The organism is Mesorhizobium sp. M0051, assembly GCF_040323235.1.
Lineage (GTDB): Bacteria > Pseudomonadota > Alphaproteobacteria > Rhizobiales > Rhizobiaceae > Mesorhizobium.
In genome coordinates, this window is the sequence record NZ_JAMYUT010000004.1 from 91,010 (window position 1) to 109,789 (window position 18,780).

Annotated in this window: 14 protein-coding genes; 9 read left to right on the forward strand and 5 right to left on the reverse strand. The window is 64.0% G+C overall.

Annotation, left to right across the window (positions count from 1 at the left end):
• Window positions 1-43: 43 nt before the first annotated feature.
• The 3 genes from NKJ90_RS05865 to NKJ90_RS05875 form a co-directional block, all read right to left on the reverse strand.
• Complete coding sequence (locus NKJ90_RS05865; RefSeq protein WP_023761477.1) at window positions 44-751, reverse strand: SDR family NAD(P)-dependent oxidoreductase; 708 nt, start codon at window positions 749-751, stop codon at window positions 44-46.
• A gap of 187 nt (window positions 752-938) precedes the next feature.
• On the reverse strand, window positions 939-2,528 hold the full coding sequence (locus NKJ90_RS05870; RefSeq protein ID WP_352485795.1) for a 5-guanidino-2-oxopentanoate decarboxylase: 1,590 nt from the start codon (window positions 2,526-2,528) through the stop codon (window positions 939-941).
• A complete protein-coding gene (locus NKJ90_RS05875; RefSeq protein ID WP_031260780.1) occupies window positions 2,525-3,373 on the reverse strand; it encodes a dimethylarginine dimethylaminohydrolase family protein in 849 nt (282 codons plus the stop codon). Before NKJ90_RS05875 ends, NKJ90_RS05870 begins: the two co-directional genes overlap by 4 nt.
• A gap of 216 nt (window positions 3,374-3,589) precedes the next feature.
• Between NKJ90_RS05875 and NKJ90_RS05880 the strand changes: the two genes are divergently transcribed.
• The 6 genes from NKJ90_RS05880 (at window position 3,590) to NKJ90_RS05905 (ending at window position 9,547) form a co-directional block, all read left to right on the forward strand.
• A complete protein-coding gene (locus tag NKJ90_RS05880) occupies window positions 3,590-4,405 on the forward strand; it encodes an ABC transporter ATP-binding protein (RefSeq protein ID WP_023761474.1) in 816 nt (271 codons plus the stop codon).
• A gap of 54 nt (window positions 4,406-4,459) precedes the next feature.
• Window positions 4,460-5,257 carry a transporter substrate-binding domain-containing protein gene (locus tag NKJ90_RS05885; RefSeq protein WP_023761473.1) on the forward strand — a complete coding sequence of 266 codons (798 nt, stop codon included), beginning with the start codon at window positions 4,460-4,462 and terminating at the stop codon, window positions 5,255-5,257.
• 206 nt (window positions 5,258-5,463) lie between these two features.
• Window positions 5,464-6,129, forward strand: coding sequence for an ABC transporter permease (locus NKJ90_RS05890; RefSeq protein ID WP_031260778.1), 666 nt, complete (start codon window positions 5,464-5,466; stop codon window positions 6,127-6,129).
• Entirely contained in the window at window positions 6,129-6,938 is an 810-nt protein-coding gene (locus tag NKJ90_RS05895) for an ABC transporter permease (RefSeq protein ID WP_023761471.1), read from the forward strand. Before NKJ90_RS05890 ends, NKJ90_RS05895 begins: the two co-directional genes overlap by 1 nt.
• An 88-nt stretch (window positions 6,939-7,026) precedes the next feature.
• Window positions 7,027-8,028: an Ldh family oxidoreductase gene (locus NKJ90_RS05900; protein WP_023761470.1), complete on the forward strand. Its 1,002-nt coding sequence runs from the start codon at window positions 7,027-7,029 to the stop codon at window positions 8,026-8,028.
• A 544-nt stretch (window positions 8,029-8,572) separates the two neighbouring features.
• Window positions 8,573-9,547: a complex I NDUFA9 subunit family protein gene (locus NKJ90_RS05905; protein ID WP_023761469.1), complete on the forward strand. Its 975-nt coding sequence runs from the start codon at window positions 8,573-8,575 to the stop codon at window positions 9,545-9,547.
• Between the two features lie 148 nt (window positions 9,548-9,695).
• On the opposite strand, the gene NKJ90_RS05910 is transcribed toward NKJ90_RS05905, so the two are convergent.
• Complete coding sequence (locus tag NKJ90_RS05910; protein WP_023761468.1) at window positions 9,696-11,069, reverse strand: cytochrome P450; 1,374 nt, start codon at window positions 11,067-11,069, stop codon at window positions 9,696-9,698.
• A gap of 211 nt (window positions 11,070-11,280) precedes the next feature.
• On the opposite strand from NKJ90_RS05910, the gene NKJ90_RS05915 reads away from it, so the two are divergent.
• The 3 genes from NKJ90_RS05915 to gyrB all read left to right on the forward strand — a co-directional run bounded on the left by NKJ90_RS05915 (window position 11,281) and on the right by gyrB (window position 17,192).
• Window positions 11,281-11,850 (forward strand): NADPH-dependent FMN reductase, encoded by a 570-nt coding sequence (locus NKJ90_RS05915; RefSeq protein WP_023761467.1) that lies wholly within the window; start codon window positions 11,281-11,283, stop codon window positions 11,848-11,850.
• Between the two features lie 90 nt (window positions 11,851-11,940).
• A complete protein-coding gene (locus NKJ90_RS05920; protein ID WP_352485799.1) occupies window positions 11,941-14,559 on the forward strand; it encodes a caspase family protein in 2,619 nt (872 codons plus the stop codon).
• A gap of 161 nt (window positions 14,560-14,720) precedes the next feature.
• Window positions 14,721-17,192, forward strand: a complete 2,472-nt coding sequence (gene gyrB, locus NKJ90_RS05925; protein WP_023761465.1) for a DNA topoisomerase (ATP-hydrolyzing) subunit B — start codon at window positions 14,721-14,723, stop codon at window positions 17,190-17,192.
• Window positions 17,193-17,214: 22 nt separating this feature from the next.
• Here gyrB and NKJ90_RS05930 read toward each other — a convergent pair whose 3' ends face one another.
• On the reverse strand, window positions 17,215-18,672 hold the full coding sequence (locus tag NKJ90_RS05930; RefSeq protein ID WP_031260776.1) for a hypothetical protein: 1,458 nt from the start codon (window positions 18,670-18,672) through the stop codon (window positions 17,215-17,217).
• Window positions 18,673-18,780 lie beyond the last annotated feature (108 nt).

Consider the following 18,780-nt stretch of genomic DNA (forward strand, 5'->3'; position numbering starts at 1 on the left):
ATCCGGCGGGGTTTTTCTTTGACCAATGTAAAAGGTTGGAAGGTTACGCCCTGCCGTAAAGCGGTACCAGCGCGCCGCTCATCGCCTGATTGGCCGGCGAGGCTAGATAAGCGATGGCTTCGGCGGCGGCTTCGAGGCTGACCCATCTGGTGACATCGGCATCCGGCATATCGGCGCGGTTTGCCGGCGTGTCGAGCGTCGACGGCGCCACGGCGTTGACCAGGATGCCGTTGTGCTTCAGCTCCTCGGCCATCGCCACCGTCATCGCTGCCACCGCCGCCTTGCTGGCGGCGTAAGCGACCGAGCCGGCGCCCTTGCGCGGTTCCAGTGCCGCCCGTGCAGCGATGTTGACGATGCGGCCTGCCGTGCCTGACGCCAGCATCGAGCGCACCGCCGCACGACAGCACAGGAAGGCGGTGCGCGCATTGGTATCCATCATCTCGGCAAAGGAAGCCGACTCGATCTTTTCCACCGGCGCCCCGGTAAAGCCGCCGGCCAGGTGGATCGACCCCCACAGGTCCGGAACCTGGCTGTAGAACGCCTCGACCTTGGCGGAGTCCGAGAGATCGACATTGTGCACCAGCTTGACACGATCATGCGCGGTGAAGGGGAAATGCGATGGCGCGGCGGCATGGGCATTGGGCACATGGCAGATCGCGCCGTCACTCAGCAGTTTGCCGACAACCGCACCGCCGAGCGCGCCGGTTCCACCTGTCACGACGATATGCTTGCCTTCAAGGGTTTCCGTCATCTTGGACCGCTCCTGTCATTTTTTTATCGTTAGGTCGTTTCTTGCGCCGCCGACGCGAAGCGTCGCGCCTTTCGCGCCATCACTCAATTGAAATCTCGACATGGCAGTCGTTGCGTCTTTGCATGCGTCCAGCCACGGGCCAGCTATGGGTCATGCAGCCGCGACGGGAAGCCCGCGCCACCGGTGTTCAGTCAACCGTGATTTCGATGACGCGCGGCAGTCCGGTGGCCCGCGCGCGCTTCAGCGCATCTGCCAGAGCGTCGATATCGGCAAGCCGTTCGGCGCCGATGCCATAGGCCTCAGCCAGCTTGCAGAAATCCGGCGGTGCCGGCGACACGCCCACCGGCTCGACGCCGACATCGAGCATCGAGGTTTCGATCTCGCGATAGCCGCGATTGTTCCACACGATGAAGATCACGGGCGCCCGGGCATCGAGCGCGGCGCCCAGTTCCGGCAGCGTGAACTGGAAGCCGCCGTCACCGGTGAGGCAGACGACCGGCGCCTCGGGCACCGCAAGAGCTGCGCCGATCGCCGCCGGCGGGCCATAGCCGAGTGCGCCGAAACCTGTCGCGGCATTGAACCAGCCGCCTGGCCGATCATGGTCATAATAGAGGTTGGCAGCATAGATCGGCTGCGTCGAATCGCCGACGATGAGTGCGCCAGGCAGCGCGTTGCGGATCGTCTCGACGGCGCGCACCTGCGCCTGCAGCGTCGGATTGAGCTCTGCGAAGGCCGCTTTCCGTGCCGCGGCGGCGCGCAAAGGGCCGCTCTCGCTTGCCGGAACATGGCTGATTTGCGGAAGCAGCGCCTCGATCGCCTCGGCACAATCGGCCTGGATCGAAACCGTCGCTGGGCGGCGGGCAAGCTGGTCCGCGCCGATATCGATGCGGATCAGGTTGACGGGCAGGACGAAGCCGCCATCGCTGTAGCCATCGTAGTCGGTCGGGCCGAATTCGGTTCCGGCGGCAATCACCAGATCGGCTTCGGCCATCAGCGCCCGCACTGCCTTCAGGCTGGGGCTGGCCGGCACGCAAAGCGGATGACCATGCAGCAGGCCGCGCGCGTTGGCGGTCTGGACGACCGGCGCTCCCAGCCGTTCGGCCAGACGCCGCAATGGCGCCTCGGCGCGCTTGGCGCCGCCCCCGGCCAGGATCAGCGGGCGGCGCGCGGCGGTGACGAGTTTGGCAGCGCTGGCAATTGCGGCGGCTTCGGGCGCGGGCGGCGGCGCATTGCTCAGCACGGCGGAGATGCCGTCCGCCGGCTTGACCATGACGTCGGTCGGAATCTCGATGTGCACCGGCCCGGGCCGGGCCGATGAGAACAGCGCGAAGGCCTGCGCCAGCGCACCTGGCAATTCGCTGGCCTGGGTGACGCGATGCGAAAACAGCGCAACCTTTTCCATCATGCCGCGCTGGTCTGGCAGTTCATGCAGGAAGCCGAGGCCCTTGCCCAGGGTCGGCGTGGCGTTAACCCCGGAGATGACCAGCATCGGCACCGAATCGGCACGCGCCTGACCCATGGCGGTGATGGTGTTGGTCAGCCCCGGTCCGGTGATGACGAAGGCAACGCCCGGCCTGCCGCTGGCGCGCGCATAGCCGTCGGCCATGAAGCCGGCGCCCTGTTCATGACGCGGCGTGACATGGCGGATGTTGGAGCGCGCCAGCCCCCGGTAGAGCTCGACTGTGTGCACGCCGGGAATGCCGAAGACCGTGTCGACACCATGGGCTTCGAGCAGCGAAATGAGCGCCTCGCCGACGGTCGGGCCAATGTTGGTCATTGGCGTAGCACCGGCCGCGTCAGGCAGGTCGGGCCGCCTTCGCAGGCGATGCACAGCGCATCCGCCTCGAAGGTGGAGACCACGCAGCCGGCGGCCTGCATGGCAGCCGCTGTCCTGGGAAAACCGGCAACGGCGATGACCTGGCGCGGCGCGGTCGGCAACACGTTGAGGCTGAGCCCGTTGGAGGCGAAGAACTCGCCGGCATCGCCCTCGACCAGCTTGACGCCGCGCGCCCGCAGCATCTGGTAGAAGGCGGCCGGGAGCAAGGGCGCGTAGACCAGCGCCAGATCGTCGGCGAGCGGACTGATCACCGACATCAGATGCAGGCAGGCCTCCTCGCCATGCCAGAGCGGCAGATCGAAGCCGAAGACCGAAATCCCCTTGGGCGAGAGCAGATTAGCGAGTTGCTGGATACCGTCCTGGTTGGTGCGCACGCCACGACCGACGGCCAGCGTGGTCGCATCGACCCAGACGCAGTCGCCGCCTTCCACCTGGCCAGGGCTTTCGAGGCGCCCAAGGATGGGAATGCCCATGCGCTCGTACGCTGCCTCATGCAGGCCGGGCTCGGCCTGGCGCAATGCCTTGCCCATCGAGAGAATAATCGCGCCATGATCGGTCATCAGCGACGGATCGTGGGTGAAGACGGAATCGGCCAGCGCGTCATCGGCATCCGTCAGCCATTCGATCTCGGCGCCGGAAGCCGCGACCATGCCGGACAGCTGCTCATGCTGGGCTGCGGCCTTTTGCGGATCGAAGCCTGGACCATAGTGCCATTCCTGTGCCCTGGCATGACGCATGGCGCTGGCGGCGGACCGCATCAGTACGCGTTTCAGGGGTCCGGCCATGGACTGCGACCCGTATGATTTGCCCACTCAATTCTCCCGAAACGTTCGTTGCCGCCACTAACCACTACGGCAAGCTCCGATCAATAGTCCAAAAACCATGGTTGACGGAGGCAAGCGGAACGGTCCATCCTGAGAATGGGAACTCTGTCAGTGACGGGTAATGGGTAAAAGATACCAGCAGCGACCGATTCTACCGCGCCGCGGAGCGTCGAAGGGATGACGGTTACAAGCGCCGCATCCGCACTGAAATACACGGCGCAGGACGGCGCCGCCGAAGCCATCCATGTCGAGAACCTGCACAAGAGGTTCGGTGAGCTGCATGTGCTGAAGGGCGTGTCGCTGTCGGCGCGTGACGGCGAGGTGATCGCCATTATCGGTGGCTCGGGCTCGGGCAAGTCGACGCTGCTGCGCTGTATCAACTGCCTGGAAAATCCGACCAGCGGTATCATCCGCGTCAATGGCGAAGAGATCAAGCTCAAGGCCGACAGCCACGGCCACACGGTTCCGGCCGATCGCAAGCAGATCGAGCGCATCCGTTCCAAGCTCGGCATGGTGTTCCAGAACTTCAACCTGTGGAGCCACATGACGCTGATCGAGAACGTCATCGAGGTTCCGGTGCACGTGCTTGGCGTCAAGCGCGATGTGGCGATCGCAGAGGCCGAAAAGCTGCTCGCCCGCGTCGGCCTTGCCGAAAAGCGCGACGTCTATCCGGCCTATCTGTCGGGCGGCCAGCAGCAGCGGGCCGCTATCGCCCGGGCGCTGGCCATCAATCCGCGCGTCATGCTTTTCGATGAGCCGACCTCGGCGCTGGACCCTGAGCTGGTCGGCGAAGTTCTGAAGGTGATCGGCGACCTGGCACGCGAGGGCCGCACCATGGTGCTGGTCACCCATGAGATGAAGTTTGCCCGTGAGGTCGCGACGCATGTCGTCTACCTCTACAACGGGCTGGTCGAGGAAGAGGGGCCGCCGGAGCAGATCTTCGGCGCACCGAAATCCGAAAGGCTGAAGCAGTTCATCCGCAACATCGGCTAGGAACAGGCCGGGGCGGGAGAAACCGGGAACCAACAACAAACTGGGAGTCGTGAAATGAAGACCGTTCTGAAGACATTCGCCGCAGCGCTGCTGCTCGGCGTCGCTGCGATGGGGGTGGCCAAGGCCGATCCAGTCAAGATCGGCGTCGCCGCCGAACCCTATCCACCCTTCACCTCGCCCGATGCATCGGGCAAGTGGGTCGGCTGGGAGATCGAGTTCATCGACGCCGTCTGCGCCGAAGAGAAGCTTGACTGCGTCATTACCCCGGTTGCCTGGGACGGCATCATTCCGGCGCTGACGACGAAGAAGATCGACCTCATCGTCAGCTCGATGTCGATCACCAACGAGCGCAAGAAGACGATCGACTTCTCGGACAAATATTATAACACGCCGACGGCGATCATCGGGCCAAAGGACCAGAAATTCGGCGCCACTCCGGACGACCTCAAGGGTAAGGTCATTGGCGTTCAGGTGTCGACCGTGCACGCCGTCTACGCCAAGAAGCACTTCACCGGAGCGGCGGAAATCAAGGAATACCAGACCCAGGACGAAGCCAACAACGATCTTGCGGCCGGCCGCCTCGACGCGGTGCAGGCCGATTCCATCGCGCTTGGCGAATTTCTCAAATCGGACCAGGGCAAGGCCTGCTGCGATCTGAAGGGCATGGTGGCACCGGATGACGAAGTGCTCGGACCGGGCGTCGGCGCCGGCGTGCGCAAGGAAGACACCGAGTTGAAGGACAAGATCAACGCCGGCATCAAGGCGATCCGCGCCAACGGCAAATACGACGAGATCTCGAAGAAGTACTTCGATTTTGACATTTACGGCGGCGGCGGCGCGCAGTCGAACTGACAATCCTCGCATGAGCCGAGGGGCATGGCGCCAGCGCCATGCCCCTCCTGCCCGATCTTTCCCAGGCATGTTTGCCGCCGACGCAGCCGTCGGCGGTTAGAGCCAGCAATCCGGGGGCGACGCTGATCGACGCATTTCTTTCGGCCTCGGCGGCCGGCATCATCGAACTTCTCTCGCCCAATGCGCCGGGCTGGGGCGGGACCCTTTTGGTTGGACTGCTGCATTCGATCGAGATCGCGCTGGGCGCCACATGTCTCGGTCTTTTGATCGGCACCTGCGGCGCCTACGGCAAGCTTTATGGCGGCCCGGTGGTGCGCGATTTGCTTGTGGTCTACACGACCATCGTGCGCGCCGTGCCCGAACTGGTGCTGATCCTGCTGCTCTATTACGCCGGAACCGACCTGATCAACCAGGCGCTGACGGCAATGGGTTATCAGCGCGTCGACATTAGTGGCCTTGCCGCCGGCATCGCCGTGCTCGGCTTTGTCCAGGGCGCCTATTCGACCGAGGTGATACGCGGCGCGATCCTGGCCATTCCGCAAGGGCAAATCGAAGCCGCCCGCGCCTATGGAATGTCTCCCGGCCTCCTCTTGCGGCGCATCACCTTGCCGGCAATGCTGCCCTTCGCCATACCGGGCCTCGCCAATCTCTGGCTGATCGCCACCAAGGACACTGCACTGCTGGCGGTCGTCGGCTTCTACGAGCTGGCGCTGGCAACGCGGCAGGCCGCCGGCGTCACCAAAGCCTATTTCACCTTCTTCTTCGCCGCGGGCGTGCTCTATCTGCTGTTGTCGTTGTTTTCCAACCTCCTCATCGGCCGGGTCGAGGCCTGGTCGCGGCGCGGCATGCCTTCGCTGAAGGAGGCGCGCTGATGGCCAACGAGGCGGCTATCATCAACGTCGTCGCGCGGACGTCGCTGTGGCTGCAGCCGCACCGTATCGTGCTGATCCTGATCGCACTCGGGCTGGTTCTGTCGGCGGCGTTTTTCATGCGCTGGGACTGGCTGCCGCAATATTATGAGATGGGATTGATCGGCATCTGGCGCTCGCTGTGGATCTTGGCCGTCACCTGCATTCTGGGCTTCCTGCTCGCCGTGCCGCTCGGGCTGGCGCAGGCCACCGGCTCCTTCTGGTTCGCCGCGCCCGCCAAGGTGTTCTGCACGGTGATCCGGGGCACGCCGCTGCTGATCCAGCTGTGGCTGCTCTATTACGGCCTGGGCTCGCTGTTTCCACAATATCCGTGGATCCGTGGATCCTGGATGTGGCCGTATCTGCGGCAAGCCTGGCCCTATGGCGTACTGGCGTTGACCTTGTCTTTTGCCGGCTATGAAGGTGAAGTGATGCGCGGTGCCTTTGCCGGCGTGCCCAAGGGGCAACTCGAGGCCGCCCGCGCCTTCGGCATGAGCCGCTGGAAGGCATTCCGGCGCATCTGGTTGCCGCAAGCCATCTACCGGGCGCTGCCGACGCTGACCGGCGAGACCGTGCTGCAATTGAAGTCGACGCCGCTGGTGGCGACGATCAGCGTGATCGACATCTTCGCTGTTTCGTCCAAGGTGCGGCAGGATACCTACCTCACCTACGAACCCTTGCTGCTGCTGGCGCTGATCTACATGACGATCACCGGTATTCTGGTCTTCGCCTTCGGCAGGATCGAAGCCAGGATCCCGAACAAGATCGGCTAGCGAGTTAGCGAATAGCGAATAGTAAGCACTCGATATTTCCGCTATTTCCGCTGCTCCCTACTTGCCATTCGCCCAGGAACTCATTGTGATGCAACTCAGTCTCGATCAGGCAAAAGGACTGTGCCGGATGGCGGCACTCGGCGCCGGCGCCAATGAGGAAGCGGCACAATCGCTAACCGCTTCGATCATATCAGCCGAGTCGGAAGGGGTTTCCTCCGTCGGGTTTTCGCATTTCATCGATTACCTCGAGGCGCTGGAAGCCGGCCGCATCGACGGCAACGCAGACCCGGTGATCACCCGGCCGGCGTTGGCGATCTACCTCTCCGACGCGCGCGGCGGGCTGGCGCATACCGGCTTCGACCGCACCATCGATGACCTCGCCAAGACGGCAAGACTGTTCGGCGTCGCCATCTTCTCGCAGAAGAACGCCTATACATGCGGCGCGCTCGGCTATTTTACTGGCCGGCTGGCAGCACAGGGGCTGGTGTCGTTCGCCGCCACCAACGGCCCGGCCGTGCTCGCCGGCTCCGGCTCGGTGAAGCCGGTCTACTGCACCAATCCGATGTCGTTTGCCGCACCCGCCGCCGACGGCGCGCCGCTGGTCATCGACCAGTCGTCGAGCGCCACCGCTTTCGTCAACATCCGCAAGGCGGCCGAGGACGGCAAGACAATCCCCGAAGGCTGGGCGCTGGACGCCAGCGGCAACCCGACCACCGATCCGGCCGCCGCCATGAAGGGTGCCATGCTTGCCTTCGGCGGCCAGCGCGGCGCCAACATCGCGCTGATGGTCGAAGTACTGGCGGCGGGCCTGTCGGGCGCCAACTGGTCGCTCGACGCGCCATGGTTCGGCGGCGGACCGGACAGTCCCGGCACCGGGCTGTTCGTCCTTGCCATCGAACCCAAGCTGCTCGATCCGGATTTCGAGCAGCGCATGAAGGACCAGCTCGACCGGCTGCGGCGGCGCTTCGGCGTGCACGTGCCCGGTCGTGCCCGCGCTGAGGCCACAGAGAAGGCGCAAGCGCGTGGCATCACCGCGTCCAAGGCCGTGGTGCAGCGCATTTCCGAATTCGCGGCGCGCTATTCTTCCTGAATAACTCATTGGATATCAGATAGTTATCTGGACTCTGCCCGCCAGAGACGCGGCGCGGTGCAATTTTCTTTGCGCCCCGCTGAACCTTTCTGCGCGCTGCCGCGACCCAGCTTTGTCCAGGGCAAGGCGAGCTTGCCAGATCCACACCGGGGGGAGCAGCAAACCGCCAACTGCAGCGCCGACTTAATCGCGGCCTGCAAGAAAGATCGGCGGCACCATGTCGGATGTTCAGGGCTGGGGTGGGCGTGCTTGCTTCACGCCCTCCTGATACCGTCTCAGGTCAGGCCGCTCCGTCGGCCCCTGACTTCGTATGGATGTCACCCGGAAAGCCCCACTTCGGCGGGGTTTTCTGCGTTTTCATCCACTTCTTTGGGCGGCGGCCCTGCTGTTTTCATCCTTCATGGCGGCAACCGCCATTTGGTCGTTGCCTGCATCGGCGAGGCGTTCCGATAAGGCTGGCAGCGACCACGCGTCACCCTTTGCCTTTGGCGCGAAACCGATTATGAAACGGCTTCAGCCAAGCTTGCGAGCGCCGGAGCCAGCCATGACCGAAATCCTGCAGACCCCAAAGCTCGTCGTCGTCTTTGGCGGGTCAGGCTTTGTCGGCCGCCATGTCGTGCGCGCGCTGGCAAAGCGCGGCTATCGCATCCGCGTCGCCTGCCGGCGACCCGATCTCGCCGGCCATCTGCAGCCGCTCGGCAATGTCGGCCAGATCCAGCCGGTGCAGGCCAATGTGCGCGTGCGCTGGTCGGTAGACCGTGCCGTGCAGGGTGCCGACCACGTCGTCAATCTGGTCGCCGTCCTGCATGAGAGCGGCCGGCAGAAATTCCCCGCCGTGCACGAGTTCGGCGCCCGCGCCGTGGCCGAGGCAGCGCGCGCCGTCGGCGCCGGCCTCACCCATATTTCCGCGCTTGGCGCCGACCTGAACTCCGGATCGGACTATGCGCGCACCAAGGCGCTCGGCGAAAAGGCCGTCCTGGAGACGATCAAGGACGCCGTCATTTTCCGGCCATCGATCAATTTCGGGCCTGAGGATGCCTTCTTCAACCGCTTCGCCAACATGGCGCGCTATTCGCCGGTGCTGCCGCTGATCGGAGGCGGCCAGACCAAATTCCAGCCTGTCTATGTCGGCGACGTCGCCGAAGCAGTGGCGCGCTCGGTCGACGGCAAGGTCGATGGCGGTCAGATCTATGAACTCGGCGGCCCCAAGGTACTCACATTCAAGGAATGCATGGAAGAGTTGCTCCAAGTGATCGAACGCAAGCGCATGCTGGTGCCGGTGCCGTGGTGGGTGGCCAACATCCTGGCCTCGATCCTCGGCCTCTTGCCCAATCCGCTGCTGACCAAGGACCAGGTGATACAGCTGCGCGAGCACAACATCGTGTCGGACGCGGCGGTCAAGGCCAACCGGACACTCGCCGGGCTTGGCATCCAGCCGCAATCGATCGCGACGATCGTGCCCAGCTACCTCTGGCGCTACCGCGCCGCCGGCCAGTTCCAGCGCAAGCCCGCGGCATAATTCATTCAGCTTGAAGGTGTGTTGAGATTCAGGTCAGGCCGAGCCGAGAGCGGTGGAATCCGAGAACCGGAACGGAGCGTACTTTTGGTACGTGAGTACCGGAAGCGCAGGAGGCCATCGTTCGCAGGCCGGCATTACCTGAATATCATCACACCTGGCGGGGCGTGACCTGCATCGGCAAGCCACCTTGCGGCTGGGTGGTGAGTTTCTGTACCGGCCACGGTTTCGTCTCCGCGGTGGTGTCGAAGCGGAAGCGTGACAGCATTATCGCCAGCGCGATGATCGCCTCCTGCATGGCGAAGCTGGCGCCGATGCAGACGCGCGGGCCCGCACCGAACGGCAGATACTGGAAGCGGTCGATCTTTTCGCGGTTTCCCGGATGGAAGCGTTCCGGCAGGAAGGCATCCGGCCTGTCCCAAAGCTTCCGGTGGCGGTGGACGACCCACGGCATCACCAGCACAGCGGCGTGCTTCGGGATATAGAGATCCTTCCACATTTCCGGTTCGATCGGCTCGCGGTTGATGGACGGCGCCGGCGGATAAAGCCGGAGCGCCTCGTCGAAGGCAGCGCGCGTCAGCGGCATGGCGTCGAGCCACTTCGTCGGATCGGGCTCGCTCGCCAGTACGCGGTCGATCTCCTGCTCGACCCGGTTGCGCTCCCACGGGGATTCCGCAAGGCAATAGAGCGTCCAGCCAAGCGCGCGCGCCGTAGTCTCGTGGCCGGCGCCGATGAAGGTGATGATGTTGTCCTCGACTTCGGCTCGCGTCAGCCCATCAGGGCCTTCGGCCTTGAGCAGCAGCGTCAGGAAATCCTGCGGCACGGCATCGGGATCGCGCTTGAATCTCTCCTCGCGCATCTTGACCGTATCGGTGACGATCTTGCGGAAATAGGCCATGGTCTTGCGGCCGCGGATGCGGGTCAGGCGTGGCAGCCAGTCGGGCGCGCGCAACAGGTCGAGCGGATCGACGCGGCCCATCGTCTCGAACAGGCGGTCGATCTCGTTGGCGAAACTGCCGGGCCCGCCCGCGATCTCACCGGAGAACAGCGTTTCGGCCAGGATGTCGTAAGTGAGCAGCGTCATGTCATGGGCGATGTCGGACATGCTGCCGCCTTCATATCGCGTGATGAACTCCCTCGTGCGCCGAAGCATCGGCTGGGCAAAGCCGAAGATATGGCGCGGCGTGAACACCGGCGCCATCGCCTTGCGCGACCGCCTCCACACCTCGCCCTCGGCGGTCAGCAAGCCGTCGCGCAGGATCGGCCGCAGGATTTTCTGGCGCACAGTCGCCATCTTGTAATTCTTGGCGTTGTCGACCAGCACGTGGCGGATCAGGCCGGGATCGTTGGCAACAATCAGATGTCCACCAACGCCACTCGCCGAAATCCAGGGCTCGTTGTAGGTATGCTCCCCCCACAGTTCGAGCGGGTTGCGGTAGACGATGCGGATCATCTCCAGCGTCGAGGGCGGCGTCGTGCGAGGCTTCGGCGCCGGGGGAACAAAGGGGGCGGGCTGGACGTCCATGGGCTGCTCCGCTGATACCACAATGTAGTGGCTGGCGACCCGGGCGTCCATGTGACCGGACGGCAGGCGCAAATTGTGCGGCCTGGGATGTGCGGCAGACAGTCCGTTCAGCCGATTGTGACCGCCCTCCTGGCGGTGTCGCCTTGTCCACAGCCATGCTCTGCCATAGGTCACGGTCACCAACAGATACCGCCAGCCTTGGGAGCCAGCCTTGAAGCACCAGTTGAACATCATCATCGGCAGCACGCGGCCAGGCCGCGCCGGACCGGTTTTCGCCGACTGGCTGGAGAGATTCGCGCGCGAACACGGGAAATTCGAGCCGGTGCTGACCGACATCGCGGTGTTCAATCTGCCGGTGCTGGACGAGCCGCACCATCCAAGGCTTGGCAAATACCAGAACGACCATACCAAGGCTTGGTCGAAAGCCATCGATGCCGCCGATGCCTTTGTCTTCGTCGCGCCGGAATACAATTATTTCGTGGCGCCGGCGATCGTCAACGCGATCGACTATCTGCTGCGCGAATGGACATACAAGCCCGCCGGCATTTTCAGCTATGGCGGCGTGTCCGGCGGCCTGCGCGCGGCGCAGGCGCTGAAGCCACTGCTGACCTCGGTGGGCGTCATGCCGATCCCGGAAGGTGTCGCGCTGCCGATGTATCAGAAACTGCTCGACGAAAAAGGCGCTTTCAACGCCAGCGAGCAGGTGCAGGGCGGCGCCAAGACCATGCTCGACGAGCTGCTGCGCTGGAGCGAGGCTTTGAAGCCGATGCGGGCTGCCTGACGCGCCGGCCTTGCGCCAAAAGCCCGGCTTGCTCATGCCATAAAGAGATGGAATGTTCGCGCAGATGAACGAGCCGGGGGGCAGTTCGCCTTGCGTTTGCTGTTTGCCTTGCTGCTGATGCTCACGACCACCGCCGCGGCAGTGGCGGAGCGGCGCGTGGCGCTGGTCATCGCCATCGATAACTACCGGCTGGTCCGGCCGCTCGCCAATCCGGTCCATGACGGCGAGGCAATGGAGGCGGCGCTGAAGAAGCTCGGCTTCGAGGTCGTTCTCGAAACCAATCGCGATCTGCGGCGCATGCGCCGCGCGCTCGACGATTTTCGCCAGGATGCCAGAGGCGCCGACGTTGCGCTGGCCTATTTCTCCGGCCACGGCGTCGAGATATCAGGCGACAACCGGTTGCTTCCGGTCGATGCCGACGTGTCCTCGCTCGATGCTCTGGAGAAGACCAGCCTACCACTGGAGGAGGTGCGCGACGCCGTGGCCGCCACAGCCAAGGTTGGCTTGATCATGCTCGACGCCTGCCGCAGCGATCCGTTTTCGGGCACGGTGAGCGAAGGTCGAGGCGTGACATCGCTGGCAAAGGACGTCGCGGAGAAAGTTAGGCCGGGGCTCGGCCGAATTGGCCGCGCCGAAAACATCCTGTTCGCCTTTTCGGCAGCGCCAGGTGAGACGGCGGCCGACGGGACCGGCGAGAACTCGCCGTTCACGACAGCGCTGACCAAATATCTCGGCACTGACGGGCTCGAGATCCGCTCGGTGCTGACGCTGGTGCAGCAGGAGGTCTATGACTTGTCGCGCGGCAAGCAGCTGCCCTATGTCGAGAGCGGCCTGCCGAAGCTGTTCTTTGCCGCAGCGGCCAAGGAACAACTGCCGGAGCGCGAGCGCCTGCTGCTCGCCATGGCCGACGTGACGCCTCAGATGCGCGGCGAGGTCGAGCAGATCGCCAGCGATGCCGACATGCCGCTGGCGCCGCTCTATGGCGCGCTGATCAGCTCCGACGCCAGCCACCTCTCGGCGGACAGCCTGAACGCCAGGCTGCATGAGGCGGCCGACGCCTTCGTCAAGGTGCGCAGCGAAATGAGGACGCTCGCCTCCGATGATCCGCAAGTGACGGAACTGCGCCGGCAGGCCGAGGAGCAGCTATCGCTCGGCGCTTTCGACGGCGCGCGCGCCATCCTCGCCAAGGCCGCCGATATCGACAATGTCTCGCGCAACGCCTTGAGGGCCAATTTCGTCGGCCGCACGCTGTCCGAGGCGGCGACGCGTTTCCTGTCCGGCGGTGCGGCACGAGCCGATCTCGACTATGCCACGGCCATCAAGGACTACGAATCAGTGCTGGCCCTTTACGGCGAGGCCGGGCAAACCTCGCTGGCGCTGGACGATGCCGACCGCCAGATCCGGACGCTGGACGACCTCGGCAAGCTCTATATGCTCGTTGGCAACACCGATGCCGCAGGCCGCGCCTTTACGGCGCTTGTATCCAATCTCGAGCTGCGTTCGGCCCATGAAAGCGATCCGAGCGTCAAGCGCGATTTTGCCGTCAGCCACATCAAGCTCGGCAACATCAGGCTGGTGCAGGGCGACCTGCCGGAAGCGCTTGAGAACTATCAGGCCGCCAGAACCATGCTCCGGGAATTGACCGCGGCCGAGCCCGATCGTCTGCCATGGTTCGGCGACTTCGCCACGGCCGACGACAAGATCGGCGATGTGCTGGTGACGCAAGGCGACCTGGCCGGGGCCGCGCAGATCTACCAGGAAAGCCTGTCGATCAAGAAGCAGCTTGCCGACAACGAACCGGAGCGCGCCGAGTTGCAGCGCGACCTGACCATCAGCTATGACGAGATCGGCGCGCTGGCGCGCACCGCCGGCCAGTTGGACAATGCGCAGGCGGCCTATGAGCAAAGCCTGGATATCCGGCTGGCGCTGGCCGACAAGAAGCCACAGGATCCAGAGCGGCAGCGCGATGTCTCTGTCAGCCATACGACGATCGGCGACCTCAAGCGCGAGCGCAGCGATGCGGTTGGCGCGCTCGCGGCCTATCGGGCCAGCCAGTCGATCGTCGAGCGGCTGGTGGACCGCGACCCGGACAACAGCGAGCTGAAGCGCGACCTCTCGGTCGGCTATGCCAAGATCGGCAATGCGCTGAGCGACCAGGAGAAATGGCCGGATGCGCTGTCGGCCTACAGGCAAGCTCTCGAACTGGCCCGCGTGCTGGCGGCCGGCGACCCAAACAACACGGATTGGCAGCGCGACCTCTCCGTCAGCCTCGAAAAGGTCGCAGGCATTCTGGCGATCCAAGGCGACCGGGCGGGTGCGCTCAAGGCCTACACCGACAGTTTCGTCATCGCCGACCGGCTGGCCAAGCTTGATCCGGCCAATGCCGACTGGCAGCGCGACCTGTCGATCACGCTGTCGGAGATCGGCATGCTCAAGGCCAAGCAACGCGACATCAAGGGTGCACGGCAAGCCTTCCAGGACAGTCTCGACATTCGCCAGCAGCTTGCCCAGTCCGACCCGAACAACGCCACCTGGCAGCGTGATCTGGTGGTTGCCTATGTCGACTACGCCCAGGTCGCGAAAAGCCCCAAGGCCGTGCTTGCGCGGGCGCTCGACATGACGCTGGAACTTGATCGGACCGGGCGGCTGGCGCCGCGCTACAAGTTCATGATCAAGTTTCTCAGGGACCGGCTGGCCAAAGCCAGATAAGGCCTGGCGAGAGCGCGTCATGGACAGCCGGCTCATTCCCGGGGAAATGCCTGCAAACCTTGGAAAAACCGCCTTTAGCGCCTATATCTAGTGCATATCAGAGGCGCGATTCGGGGCCAATTTTCCGCGCCGTGCGAGCGGCATCCAGACAACAGGTTTTCATGAGCGATCAGATCGACAACATCAGCGGCGCTGAAGCCGAATACGGCGCCGATTCCATCAAGGTTTTGAAGGGGTTGGATGCTGTCCGCAAACGCCCCGGCATGTATATCGGCGACACCGACGACGGTTCCGGCCTGCATCACATGGTCTATGAGGTGGTCGACAACGCGATCGATGAGGCGCTGGCCGGTCATGCCGACCTCGTCACCGTGACGCTGAACCCCGACGGTTCGGTCACCGTGATCGACAATGGGCGCGGCATTCCGACCGATATCCACACCGGAGAAGGCATTTCGGCGGCTGAAGTGATCATGACGCAGCTGCATGCCGGCGGCAAGTTCGACCAGAACTCCTACAAGGTCTCGGGCGGCCTGCATGGCGTCGGCGTCTCGGTGGTCAATGCGCTTTCGGCCTGGTTGAAACTGAAAATCCGCCGTAACGGCCAGATCTTCGAGATGAGCTTCACGCATGGCAATGCCGACGCGCCGCTGAAGGCGACGGGCAGCTATGAGCAGGACAAGCAGCCGGGCACCTATGAAGGGCGCAGCGGCAGCGAGATCACCTTCTTCCCGTCGACCGAGACCTTCACCATGGTCGAATTCGACTTCGGGACGCTGGAACACCGGCTGCGTGAGCTTGCTTTCCTCAATTCCGGCGTGCGCATCGTCCTGAGCGACGCCCGTCACGCCGACGTCGTGCGCCATGAACTGCACTATGATGGCGGACTGGAAGAATTCGTCAAATATCTCGACCGGGTCAAGAAGCCGCTGATCGACAAGCCGATCGCTATCAAGGCTGAGCGCGACGGGATAACCGTCGAAGTGGCGATGTGGTGGAACGACAGCTACCACGAGAACGTGCTGGCCTTCACCAACAACATCCCGCAGCGCGATGGCGGCACACATCTAGCCGGCTTTCGCGGCGCGCTGACGCGCCAGATCACCGGCTATGGCGACTCCTCGGGCCTAACGAAGAAGGAAAAGGTCTCGCTGATCGGTGACGATTGCCGCGAAGGCTTGACGGCGGTGCTGTCGGTCAAGGTTCCAGATCCGAAATTCTCCTCGCAAACCAAGGACAAGCTGGTCTCGTCGGAAGTCCGGCCCGTTGTCGAAGGACTGGTCAACGAAGCGCTTGGCACCTGGCTGGAGGAGCACCCGGCAGAGGGCAAGGTGGTCGTCGACAAGGTGATTCAGGCAGCGGCGGCGCGTGAAGCGGCACGCAAAGCGCGTGACATCACCCGCAAGAGTTCGCTCGGCGTTACCTCGCTTCCCGGCAAGCTGGCCGATTGCCAGGAACGCGACCCGGCAAAATCCGAAATCTTCATCGTCGAGGGCGATTCCGCCGGCGGCTCGGCCAAGGGTGGGCGTTCGCGCCAGAACCAGGCGATCCTGCCCTTGCGCGGCAAGATCCTCAATGTCGAGCGGGCGCGCTTCGACCGCATGCTCGGCTCCGACATGATCGGCACGCTGATCACCGCGCTCGGCACCTCGATCGGCAAGGATGAGTTCAACGCCGACAAACTGCGCTATCACAAGATCATCCTGATGACCGACGCCGACGTCGACGGCGCCCATATCCGCACCTTGCTGCTCACCTTCTTCTTCCGCCAGATGCCGGAATTGATCGAGCGCGGCCATCTCTACATCGCCCAGCCGCCGCTCTACAAAGTGACGCGCGGCAAGAGCTCTCAATACATCAAGGACGAAGGCGCCTTCGAGGAGTTCCTGATCGGTTCAGGACTGGAAGAAGCGTCGCTTACGCTCGGCTCCGGCGAAGTGCGCGCCGGGCAGGACCTGCGCGGCGCCATCGATGATGCGCTGGCCGTGCGCCAGCTGATCAACGGCCTGCATACACGCTATAACAGGGGCGTGGTCGAACAGGCGGCGATCGCCGGGGGGCTCAACCCGGACGTCTTCACCGATCTTGGCCGCGCCAATGCCATGGCGGAGCGGATTGCAAAACGCCTCGACATCATCGCCGAGGACACCGAGCGCGGCTGGACCGGCCGCATGTCGACCTCGAATGAAGGTGTCGGCGGCTATGTGTTCGAGCGCACGGTGCGCAGCGTCAAGGAATACGCGCATCTCGATCTGGCGCTGATCAACTCGGCCGATGCACGCCAGCTCGACCGCTACGCTCAGCGCCTCAGCGAGGTCTATGGGTCGCCGCCGGTGCTGCGCCGCAAGGATGTCTCCGAAACCATCTCGGGGCCGCTGGCGCTGCTCAATGCCGTCTTTGCGACCGGCCGCAAGGGCCTGACCATGCAACGCTACAAGGGTCTCGGCGAAATGAACGCCGAACAGCTCTGGGAGACCACGCTCGATCCGAACGTGCGCTCGCTGCTGCAGGTCAAGGTCAATGACGCGACCGATGCGGACAGCCTGTTCTCGCGGCTGATGGGCGATGAAGTCGAACCGAGGCGCGAATTCATCCAGGACAACGCGCTGTCGGTCGCCAACCTGGACATTTGAGCCAGACCCACCACCATTATTCTTACGCCGGCGGTGGCTTACTCGGCTCCAGTTTGCGGCCGAGGTCGACAGCATCGCGCAGCACGGCAAGGTGCGAGCGCGGCCGAGCGCCGGCCTCGACGCCGGTCGCCGTCAACGACCAGTACAGTGTGTGGGTGAAGATGCGGCCGAGGGAACCGCGCAGCTCGACCTGGATATTCTCCACGCCGGGGCCGAACTTTTCAGCCATCGGTCCCGAAATCGGGTCGCCCGTCAACCAGCCATTGCCCCCGTCGAAGATGTTGGTCCAGCGCGTCGCGGCAAACACCGCGCCGTGATGCACCGCTCGCCGCGGTTTGCCTGACGGGCTGCGTCCCTCCTGATAAAGCACGGTGCCACCGGCCGCTGGCCCTTCGGCAATCGGCGGGCATGCCGAGAACAGTCGCTCGGCCATGCCGCGCCTGAATTCGGCGAGATTGTTCGTCACCAGAAACTCGCTGTGGGTCAGCGGACTGCCGAGTGTGATGAAATCGCTGATCTTCCATGGCAGCGGATGGTCGGCATCCGCAGTTCGCAGTTGCCGGTAGAGCTCCCACTGATCACGTCGGAAGCCGGCGAGGTCGTCCAGCTTGCTGGGCCATGCGGAGCCATCGGCAACAAGGGTCGCCTTGTCGATGGCACGGATCGCTTTCAGTTTGGCCCTGTCGCGGATGGCCTCCAGTTCTCGGGGCCTGAAATCGGCCCACAATATCTGCAGGAGATCATAGGCGATCATCGATCCAAGGCTGTGCGAAACCAGCACGATCCGGTCGTAGGCATCGTCCATCATCAGACGTTTCAGCAGCCGCAGGCCGCGATCGCGGATCAGCGCTCGCTTCTCGACGGTCGCCGCTTCCGCACGCATATAGGCCGCAACATCGCCGAAATAGGGAATGCCGAACCGGTCCACCAACCAGATGATCAGCGAAGCCAGGATGGTGACGAGCAGGCCGGCGGCCAAGGAGATATGCTGCTGCCAAACCGACGTCGCGAGCGCGAGCGCCGCGCACAGGGCGACGATGACGGCAAGAAGCGTGACGATGTAGAGCTGGCGGGCGTCGGGAGGAATATCGGTCGGCCTGCGCCACAGCAGATTTGTCACCCAGGCGGCGAGCCGCCCCCGCGTCGTGCCCTGGGTGATGTCGGCCCAGTAAAGCTCGTAGAAATCGGTGCGACGGCCATCTACATCATAAGGCGTGGTGATGCGGCGAAGTTCGTATGAATTTGTCCGGCTGTCGGGTGTGATCCAGCTCTGGTTGATCTTCGCGCCGGCGGGGTCGGCCGGATCGGCGACTCGGGCATAAAACGGCGCGCGGGCGGGGTCATGGCTCCAGACAGCCTGGACAAAGCCGCGCAGCGTGTCCATCGGCCGCTGTTCGCCCATGCCATGCACGATCACCACCGCCTGGCCAAGCTTGCGCGGCGCTTTCCCAGTGGGCGGCGATGCTATTGGGTCGGGCACCAACGTCTCCGTTGACGACAATCCCGTCAGCGGGACAGGAATTCGTTATCGTAGCCCCGAACAGCCGACACGCCAAGAAAAAGCCCGGCAAGAGGCCGGGCGCTTCCT